Source organism: Rhodoferax sp. (assembly GCF_039922535.1).
Classification (GTDB): domain Bacteria; phylum Pseudomonadota; class Gammaproteobacteria; order Burkholderiales; family Burkholderiaceae_C; genus Rhodoferax_B.
Genome location: NZ_JBDTEM010000005.1, coordinates 1 through 7,064, shown reverse-complemented (window position 1 = coordinate 7,064; position 7,064 = coordinate 1). Strand labels below are relative to the sequence as shown.

Sequence of the window (7,064 nt, the reverse complement as noted above, 5' to 3'; positions counted from 1 at the left end):
ATGCCGGAGAGCATCAGCAACTGCGGGGTGTTGAAGGCACCGCCGCACAGAATGACCTCGCCCCCGTCGGGTTTGGCCTGCACCTGCCGGGTGTCACCCGCCGCGGCGCTGGGGGCGGGATGGGCCCGGTACAGGCGCGCACCTTTGCGGTATTCGACCCCGCAGGCTGCGCCCTCGGCATTGAACAGCACGCGGGTGGCCAGGGCGTGCAGCTCGATGTGCAGGCGGTCGGGGTGCTTTTCGCGCACTTGCAGCAGGCGCTCGCGCGCGCCGATGCGGCTGTGGTTGGCGGTAGACATCGGCGTGTAGCACAGACCCTCAAAGCTGCCGCGGCCCCAGGGCCGGGCGTTGGGGTCACCGCGCACGCGCAACCAGCGCAACAGACTGCGCAGCGGAGTCGGCAGGCCGTGGGTAAAGTTGCGCGCAGTGCGGGCCAGCATATCCACCAGCTGCGCGTCTTCCAGGGCTTCGGGCGGCACCGAGCGCTCGGTGTGCAGCCAGCCATGCCAGCCGTGGCCGCTGGGGTCCAGCCCCAGGCGCTGCAGGGCGCGCCAAATGGGGCGGTGCTGGCAGGCTTCCAGCCGGGCGAAGTAGCGCTGCATGCGGTGGGCACGCCAGCTTGCATCGCCGGTCAGGTTGGCGATGTGGTCCCAGTCGGAGTCGTGCGGGCGCATGAAGATCATGGCGTTGTGCGCGGTGCAGCCGCCCAGCCCGGCGGCACGCGGGTACAGCACGCCTTGGCGGGCGGCGCTGTATTTGGGGTCGCGCGCCTGCCGCGCTTCGTCGGCGTAGTGGCGGACTTGGAAGTTCCAGGCCATGGCTTCGTTTTCACAGGCAAAGGCGTGGAAGCCGGGCACATCGTAGTCGTCGGGCAGGCGTGGCACTGTCCCGGACTCCTTCTCCAGGCGCGGGTCGCCACCCGCCTCCAGCACGCAGACGCGCTGGCCCGCCTCCACCAGCCGCGCCGCCAGAGTGCCACCGCCTGCGCCTGTTCCCACGATGATGGTGTCCCATGGCTGGCTTTCGGCAATGGGCATGGGTTTAGAAGGTCTTCAGGAAGGCGACCAGCGCGTGCTTGTCGTCGTCGCTCAGCACGGGTTCGGTGCCGAAGCTCTTTTCATCCGCGCTCAGGCCGTCTTGCTGGTTGAACGCTGCAGTACCGAAATAGTGGCCGCGGTTGATCACAAAGTCCGGGCATTTGCTCAGGCGCAGCATGGGCGCGCGCAGGTTGGCAAACTTGTCGCGCAGCTGTTCGTCCGTCGCGTTGTCGGGGGCGGTCAGCAGGTCGGCTTTGAGTTTGAGCACCATCTCGGTCACATCGCGTACTTGGGCGGCTTTGTCGCCCAGGTCGTCGCTTTCGCTGCGCAGCTTGAGGTTGGCGATCAGGTTCACCGGCATGCCCTTGGGGATCGGGCCCAGCACCACGTCGCTGCCCGAGCCGACCAGCTTGGGGAACCAGCGGTGCAGCATGCCTTGCAGCGGCTGTAGCGCGTCGGGCATGAAGCCGTCGGGAATGACGACCTCGCTGCGCTGGGTGGTGCGGTCTATGGTGCCGGGCACCTTGTTGCCCAGCAGGCTGTCGTGTTCGCGCTTCTCGGGCCACAGCAGTTGCGCGATGGAGGCATCAAACACCTTCATGCGGCTGGCCACCGACGGGCTCGATTCAAACGGCCCCAGGCTGTTGTTCAGTAAAAACGGCCCGGTGGACCAGATGCTGATCAGCGACGGCACCCGCGTATAGCCGCGCCCGCCCGCCGGCATGGCGTAGGCCACCAGGTCGCCGGTGAACGGGTCGTTCAATGTGACCGTGCCCACCGACGGCAGTTGCTTGTACGAGGTGGACGAAAAGTCGTTCCAGATATTGCCGCCCAGGGCATTGGTGGCCAGCGGGCTGCAGACATTGGTGCGCAGCAGGGTGGAGGGGATGCGTGCCTCGGTAGACAGGTAGTTGCCCTGCAAAAAGTCGGGCGCCTGCACGATCTGGCGCATCTGGGTTTTGTAGCCGTCGGTCTGCGTCCAGCCCCAGTAGCGCTTGAAGCAGGCCAGGTAGCCCGGGCCGGCGCATTGGTCCGGGTCCAGCGCCAAGTCGGCGGGTGGGGTGGGGGCCTTGCTGGAGTGGCAGCGGGCGCAGGTATCGGCAAACACTTCTTTGCCGCGCTCTACGGTGGTCGTGTCTTCGGCCAGGTAGGCACTGCCGCCGGGGGCATCTTTCAGATGGTCGGGCTGCGCGGCTTTCAGGAAGAACAGCGCGGTATTGGGTGTGCCGGCCTCGGTGGCCTGCCAGTAGCCCGAGTTCTTTTGCGCCACTGCGATCGGGATCGGCGTGATAGTTTTACCGCCCACCACCGGGTTGAAGTGCAGCAGCCATTCCTCGCTGAACAGGCCGATGTTCAGGTACACCCGGTTCAGCGCGCCCAGCAGACCGACCGAGTCGGCGCCGTCTTTCAGCACATGCGGTGTGCGCGTGGTGCCGCTGGCTTTGTCGTAGAACTCGGTCAGCGGGCCGCTGGTGAAGAAGTCGTTGAACTGCTTGTTGTCGCGCTCGCCACCGGTCAGCTTTTCATGCCACAGGTTTTTGGCCAGGCCCATGCGCGAGGCAAAGTCGTACACCGCGTTCATGGTGCGCGGGTTGTTGATGCTGTCGGTGGATATCAGCGAGGTGTCCATGGCCCCAGGGCGGAAGGTGTGGGCCAGCTGGAACATGTAGTTCTTCTGCCCCTCGGGCTTGTTGGCGTTGTGGATGAACAGCCGGTCCACCCACATGTACTGCGCGCCCACGGACGAGCTAAGGTTGGCAAACTTCGGGTGGGTCGGGTCGTCCGGCGGGTTCACCGGGCTGGGCCCCACATGGCAGAAACCGCAGGACATGCCCACGCGGTAGGGCCGTACCAGGTCTTGCCGGTTGTAGTACTTGGGGTCGCTGTAGTACTTCTCGGCATCCCATTCCTTGGCGGCTTTTTCGTCAAACGCGGGGTTGGGGAACAGGCGCAGGCCCAGGATGCCGGTGGCCTCGCCGTAGAACGAGCCCACGGGCAGCGGCTTGCCACGCGCGCCTGCGGCCACGCCTGGGTATTTGCTGGCGTTCTCAAACGGGTCGGCTGCGCAGTCCTTGCTGCGCTGGTCCAGCCACAGGTTTTGGTGCTGGGGGTCGGGGCCGGCGGCCTTGTCGAAGCAGGGTTCGTTCACCAGGCCCAGGTAGTCCCAGCGGTTGCTGCGCGAATAGCCCTGGCTGGGGTGGGAACTGACCATCTTCAGCAAGTCGAAAGCGCCAAAGGTGTAGTTGGTCAGCCGGTCCCACATGCGGTCGTTGCCACCGGTCCAGACCAGCCACATATTGCGACCGGTGATTTCTTCGGGCGACAGGGCCACGGCACCGTCCATGTCGTGGAAGTAGTCCTCGGTGGCGTGGGGGAAGCTTTTGCCATCGCGCCCGGCCAGTAGGGCTTCGTCCAGAACGGTGCCGGGTTCGGGGCCTTTGCTGCAGGCCGCCAATAGCAGCGCCAACGCCAGACCCAGCGCCATGGGCCAGGACATCGTTTTTTTCCAACCATTCCATGCCATTGCCATCTCCCGTTTACCCAAACAGAAAATACCGGGCACCGCGGCATCAAAAAAAGCAGTTTTTGCCCATTAGTTGCCAAATGCACATGTTCTAAACATTGCGCCTTCTTTGCCAAAAAGTAAAGTTCTGGTAAGCGCGGGGGCAGTCTATGCGCAGATAGGCTAGGCAGCATCCCTCATAAGGTGGACAAAAGCAGGTGGGGCTGGTGGGCGCGTGTTCGGGCGGGTGCGCCCTGCAAAAAGCCACTCCGGCCGGCCCTGGCGCGGAGTGGCTGTGGCGTGTCGGCAGCGATCAGGCCGGCGTTTTGTCGGTGCCAGCGGGCCAGACCATCACGGCCTTGGCGGGCTGGCCGGCCTTCACCACGACTTGCTGGTGCAGGGTCTTGCCGCCCAAGGTGGCTTCTACGGTGTAGGCGCCTGGGGCCAGTTTGGCCAACAGGAATGGACCCTGGGCCCGGGTGTCCAGCGCGGTCTGGCCATGGGCGTTTAGCACCTGTACCGCAACGTCGGCCGCGTATTCGGCGCCGTGGGCGGTTTTGATGGCGAACTCCAGCGTCAGCGGCCATTGCTTGCTGGCACCTTGGATGGCGCTGGCTTCACCGTCGCCGACGCCGCCGCTGAGGTACTGCACTGACCCGCTGTGGTGTACCGGTGGCAGCGCGGTTTCGGCATGCAGGTGGGTTACGCCCAGGGCCAGCGCGGTCAAGCCGACGGCCAGGGCCGTGCGCCGCAGGCGCTGTGTGGAGTGCTTCAGTGTTGAAAATGTCATTGGTTTCTCCAATCCTCAAAGTTGGTGCGGCGAGGAATTGCAGTGCGCCGCACCTGGCACTGCTTGGGTATGGCGAAATCTTTGCGCTGCAGACTTAGGCGACGCTTAAAACCCCAAGACCGTGCCGTGGTATGTGTGGCCGTAGTCGCTATTGAAAAAATAGCTGCTTGCGCTCAATGCATCTGCGGTAACGGCCTATTTTTTATATAAAAAATAGCGCTGAATTGGCCCGTGTTTCTCGGAGGTAAAGCCGGTTTAGGGGGGCATCATGTTCCAAGTGCCTACACGGGCTGCTTAGCGTTTGCGTGCGGCGGGTGGAGTTGCGCCAGCAGCCATGCCTGGAAGGCCTGCAGCTTGCGCTGCCCCGCGCGGTGGGTGGGGTAGGTCAAAAAGTAAGCCATGCCGCTGGGCACTTGCTGCGCAAACGGCATGGCCAGTACGCCGTCGTCCAGGCTGTCGCGCAGCAGGGCCGGGTCGGCAATCGCCACGCCCAGGCCCCGGGTGGCGGCGGAAAGCGCCATGTCCAGCGTGTCAAACACCTGGCCTTGGCCTGGCGCAGGGACGGGCACCCCAACCGCCTGCAGCCACAGGGCCCATTCGCGCAGCCGTGGGTCAGGATGCAGCAGCGGATAGCGCACCAGGTCGCCGGGGCTTTGCAGCTGCGGCAGCAGGGCGGGGGCGCACATCGGCGTCAGCTTTTCTTGCATCAACGGCACCTCGGTCAGCTGCGGCCAGCCGCCGCGCCCATGGGCCACGATGGCGTCCACCCCGGGGCTGCTGAAGTCTGGCGCGTCGCCCCAGTGCGTGGCCATGCGCACCTCCAGGTCGGGCAGGGCCTGCCGCAGCTTGGGCAGCAGCGGCAGAAACCAGCGCGAGGCGAAGGTGGGCGGCAGCTGCAGCGTCAACACGCCGCGGGCCTGTGCCAGTTGCGCCGTGGCCTGCTTGAGGGTGTTGAAGGCCTCGTGCACGGCCGGCAGCAGTTGCTTGCCTTCGGCGCTGAGCGCCAGGCCCTTGGCTTGCCGCACAAACAGCGGGCAGCCGTAAAAGTCTTCCAGCAACAGGATCTGTCTGCTGACCGCGCTTTGCGTCAGGTGCAAGGCCGTGGCCGCGCGGGTAAAGCTGCCCAGCTGGGCAGCGGTGAGAAAAGCCTGCAAGGCATACAGCGGTGGGAGTTCGGAGGGCATGGTGTAAGTCATGCGTTGAACGCATGTGATTTCGGCGAATCTTTCGTTGGATTAAAGCGGACGTGCTTCCTAAAATTCCGCCAGACCCAACGCCGTAGCATTCCTATTTTGCATGGAATGGCAGCGTTTGGGCAGACTGGGCCGCATGCTGCGTACCCAGGTTTTGCAGCACCATCCGAAAGAAGTCCATATGGCCCCATCCACTTTGAACAGCCCCTACGTCGACACGGTTGCCCAGTACCTGGCCCACCTGGAGCGCGGCGACGTAGAGGCGTTGAGCGCACTCTTTAGCGCCGACGCGCAGGTGTTTTCGCCCTTTTTGGGTTGGATGTCGCCGCATCCGTTTTTCACCAAGGTGCGCGATGCCTCCGGCCAGAGCCGTATCGAGACGCTGGACATCCTGGTCAGCGCGCAGGGGGCGGCCCGGGCGGTGGGCTATTTCATCTACCACTGGCAGCTGAAGGACGGCAGCATGGTGCATTTCGACTGCGCGGACGTGTTTGACTTCGACCCCGAGGGCCGCATCGCGCGCATGACCATCGTTTACGACACCCATCCCATCCGCGCCGAGGTGGGTGACAAGTACGCTTGACGGTTTTACACGCAGGTTTACGCGCTATTGAATATGTAGCTCGTTGCGCATAGTTTGTATGCGTTAAATGCATATTTGATGGCATATTTCTGTGCTACCGGCGGCTGGCATGGCGTGAAGGGCGCGCACCCTCAAGTAGACTGTTGGGATGTGGCGGTCGCGCAAGCGACTCCGCTTAACCGCTGCGAGCGGCTCATACATTTGTTAAATGCACTAGAGGACGAACCATGGTTGCCGGAAAATCCAAAATCATCTACACGCTCACGGACGAAGCGCCTATGCTGGCGACCCATTCCCTGCTGCCTATCGTCAAGGCCTTCACCAGCCAAGCCGGTATCGACGTGGTCAGTGCCGACATTTCGGTGGCCGCCCGTGTGCTGGCCGAGTTTCCGGAATGCCTGAGCGACGCGCAAAAAGTGCCCGCCACCCTGGTCGAGCTGGGCCGCCTGACCCTGCTGCCCGACACCAACATCATCAAGCTACCCAACATCAGCGCCTCGGTGGGCCAACTGCAGGCCTGCATCAAGGAACTGCAAGGCAAGGGCTATGCGCTGCCCGACTTCCCCGAAGACCCGAAGACCGACGAAGACAAGGCCATCCGCGCGCGCTATTCCAAGTGCACCGGCAGCGCGGTGAACCCCGTGCTGCGCGAAGGCAACTCGGACCGCCGCGCGCCCCTGGCCGTCAAAAACTACGCCCGTAAAAATCCGCATTCCATGGCCGAATGGAGCCAGGCATCGCGCAGCCATGTGTCGCACATGCATAGCGGCGACTTCTACCACGGCGAAAAGTCCCTGACGCTGGACAAGGCCCGCGACGTGAAGATGGAGTTGATCACTAAGAGCGGAAAAACCATTGTTCTCAAGCCCAAGGTGGCCCTGCTGGACCGCGAGATCATCGACAGCATGTTCATGAGCAAGAAGGCGCTGGTCGAGTTCTACGAAAAAGAAATTGAAGA

The 7,064-nt window shown here is 63.6% G+C and carries 6 protein-coding genes; 2 read left to right on the top strand and 4 right to left on the bottom strand.

All coding sequences use genetic code 11. The features are described from left to right. The 4 genes from ABI213_RS00185 to ABI213_RS00170 all read right to left on the bottom strand — a co-directional run. A partial coding sequence (locus tag ABI213_RS00185; protein ID WP_348025604.1) for a GMC family oxidoreductase N-terminal domain-containing protein occupies positions 1-1,037 on the bottom strand: 1,037 nt, incomplete at its 3' end. Positions 1,038-1,041: 4 nt separating this feature from the next. Then, entirely contained in the window at positions 1,042-3,534 is a 2,493-nt protein-coding gene (locus ABI213_RS00180; protein WP_348025602.1) for a hypothetical protein, read from the bottom strand. 319 nt (positions 3,535-3,853) lie between these two features. Beyond that, entirely contained in the window at positions 3,854-4,330 is a 477-nt protein-coding gene (locus ABI213_RS00175; RefSeq protein WP_348008645.1) for a hypothetical protein, read from the bottom strand. Between the two features lie 281 nt (positions 4,331-4,611). Continuing rightward, the gene (locus ABI213_RS00170) at positions 4,612-5,514 is read right to left on the bottom strand and encodes a LysR substrate-binding domain-containing protein (protein ID WP_348008646.1); all 903 of its coding nucleotides are present in this window, start codon (positions 5,512-5,514) and stop codon (positions 4,612-4,614) included. Between the two features lie 190 nt (positions 5,515-5,704). Between ABI213_RS00170 and ABI213_RS00165 the strand changes: the two genes are divergently transcribed. After that, positions 5,705-6,106 carry a nuclear transport factor 2 family protein gene (locus tag ABI213_RS00165; protein ID WP_348008647.1) on the top strand — a complete coding sequence of 134 codons (402 nt, stop codon included), beginning with the start codon at positions 5,705-5,707 and terminating at the stop codon, positions 6,104-6,106. Between the two features lie 227 nt (positions 6,107-6,333). Then, on the top strand, positions 6,334-7,064 hold a 731-nt coding region (locus ABI213_RS00160), incomplete at its 3' end, for an NADP-dependent isocitrate dehydrogenase (RefSeq protein WP_348025600.1).

What these genes read in the sequence shown, in the direction of transcription:
- ABI213_RS00180 (WP_348025602.1), bottom strand. Translation starts at nt 3,534, where the DNA reads ATGTCCTGGCCCATGGCGCTGGGTCTGGCGTTGGCGCTGCTATTGGCG.
- ABI213_RS00175 (WP_348008645.1), bottom strand. Translation starts at nt 4,330, where the DNA reads ATGACATTTTCAACACTGAAGCACTCCACACAGCGCCTGCGGCGCACG.
- ABI213_RS00170 (WP_348008646.1), bottom strand. Translation starts at nt 5,514, where the DNA reads ATGCCCTCCGAACTCCCACCGCTGTATGCCTTGCAGGCTTTTCTCACC.
- ABI213_RS00165 (WP_348008647.1), top strand. Translation starts at nt 5,705, where the DNA reads ATGGCCCCATCCACTTTGAACAGCCCCTACGTCGACACGGTTGCCCAG.